This is a genomic window from Streptomyces prasinopilosus, from assembly GCF_001419695.1.
Classification (GTDB): Bacteria; Actinomycetota; Actinomycetes; order Streptomycetales; family Streptomycetaceae; genus Streptomyces; species Streptomyces prasinopilosus.
The window spans coordinates 1-2,059 of sequence record NZ_LIRG01000563.1 but is presented as its reverse complement, the minus strand read 5'-3'; the positions used below and the strand labels follow the sequence as shown (position 1 = coordinate 2,059).

Annotated in this window: 2 protein-coding genes; one reads left to right on the top strand and one right to left on the bottom strand. The window is 73.8% G+C overall.

Annotated elements, in window-relative coordinates; genetic code table 11:
- A partial coding sequence (locus AOK18_RS22170) for a metallophosphoesterase family protein (RefSeq protein ID WP_055695483.1) occupies positions 1–1,418 on the bottom strand: 1,418 nt, incomplete at its 3' end.
- A gap of 85 nt (positions 1,419–1,503) precedes the next feature.
- Here AOK18_RS22170 and AOK18_RS22165 point away from each other — a divergent pair.
- Complete coding sequence (locus AOK18_RS22165) at positions 1,504–1,854, top strand: metallopeptidase family protein (protein WP_055574943.1); 351 nt, start codon at positions 1,504–1,506, stop codon at positions 1,852–1,854.
- Positions 1,855–2,059: the final 205 nt, after the last annotated feature.

Below are 2,059 nucleotides of genomic sequence, written 5' to 3'. Positions count from 1 at the left end.
GGGTCGGGGTGCTCGCCCTCGATCGCGCGCAGGCCGCTGCCGCCGGTGGAGCCCTCGATGCGGAGCCGGGTGCCGTACTTCATGACCTCGGTCTTCTGGCGGTGGACGTGCCCGGCCAGGACGAGGGGCACCGTGCCGTCCACCTCGCGGGCCGCCGCCGGCTCATGGGCGACGGCCACGTCGACCGGGGTGCCGGCGGCCCGCTGGTCCCGCAGGGCGGAGGCCAGCCGGGCACCCGCGAGTTCCTGGGACTGCTCGGCGCCGGGCTTCCTGGAACGGTCCGGGGTGAACTGCGGGTCCCCGATGCCGGCGAAGCGCAGGCCCGCGACGGTCCTGGCCCGTCCGCCGTCCAGGACGTGGACGTTCTCGAGGCCTTCGAGGTAGCGCTGGGTGACGAGCGAGTCGTGGTTGCCGCGGACCCAGACGTAGGGGGCGCCGAGGTCCTCGACGGGGTCGAGGAAGCCGTTCTCGGCGGCGGTGCCGTGGTCCATGGTGTCGCCGGAGTCGACGATGACGTCCACCCGGTACTGCTCGACGAGCGAGGCGATGATCGTCCAGCTCGCCGGGTTGAGGTGGATGTCGGAGACGTGCAGGACCCGCAGGGTGGTCGGGTCGGGCTGGTAGGCGGGGAGGGTGGAGGTGGCGTCGTAGAGCTTCGTCACGTTGGTGACCAGGCGGGCCAGCTCCTTCTGGTAGACGTCGAACTCCGTGACGATGCTGCGGGCGTTGCCGACCAGGGAGGGCGCCGAGGAGAGCAGCCCGGAGAACCTCGGCTCGAGGACGGAGTCCGGGTTCCAGGTGGCGTACGCGGTGCCGCCGGACGCGGCCAGCAGGGTGAGGGCGAGACCGCCCGCGGTCAGGGCCCGGCGCGGGCGGCGGTAGACGGCGAGGCCGAGGACGGTGGCGCCGGTGACGACGGCGACGACGGAGCGCACGGCGAGGTCGGCGGTGCCGCGGGCGATGTCCCGGGTGACCTCGTCCTGGAGGCCGGAGAGGCGCTCGGGGTGGTCCACAAGGGCCTGGGAGCGGGCGGGGTCCAGCCGGTCGACGTTCACGTCGAGGCGGACGGGCGCGTGGTGGCTGTCGAGTTCCAGTGCTCCCAGGGGAGAGACGTTGATCTTCGTGCCGCCGGCGAGGGACGGGCGCAGGGTCATGGTCGTGTCCATGGGACCGACGGGGACGCGCACGTTGCCCACGACCAGCAGGCCGAGCCAGGCGCCGAGCAGGACGACGGCGAGGAGCCCGGCGACGCGCTTCCAGGGACGGGACGGCCGCGCGACGAGCGCGGTGGTGACGGCCGCCGCCGGGGCGGCGGGCCGGCGGGGACGGTGACGGCGGGAGCGGAGACGGCCGAGGGCCCGCGGGACCCTTCGGGCGCGGTGCCGGAGGTTCCCGACTGCGGCGGGGACGCGTGCCATTGATCCCGTATGCCCGTGCGGCGCGCCGGATATGCGGGGCGTCCGGCGGGACTCCTGCGGACGGGTCATGGCCGACAATGGCCCTGTGCTGGAGATGACGCGTGGGGAGTTCGAGGAACTGGTCGCCGAGGCGCTCGACCGGATCCCGCCGGAGCTGACGCGGCTGATGGACAACGTCGCGGTGTTCGTCGAGGACGAGCCGCCGGCGGACGATCCCGAGCTGCTGGGGCTGTACGAGGGGACCCCGCTGACCGAGCGGGGCGAGTGGTACGCGGGGGTGCTGCCGGACCGGATCACCGTCTACCGGGGGCCGACCCTGCGGATGTGCGAGTCCCGGGAGGACGTCGTCGCCGAGGCGGAGATCACCGTGGTGCACGAGATCGCGCACCACTTCGGCATCGACGACGCCCGGCTGCACGCACTCGGCTACGGATAGGTCACCGGCTTGTCACCGGTGCGCCGACGGCGTGTCCTCCTGCGGGTGACGGGAGTTGGGCAGTCCGACCCAGCATCCCGACCGGAGGTGGCCTCGTGCGCCCCTTGTACGTACCCGTCCGCCTGGCCGCCACCGTCCTGGCCGTCGTCGCCGCCGCCGGCTGCATGAGCGTCGGCGGGGAGGGGCCCGCCGACGCTCATGCAGC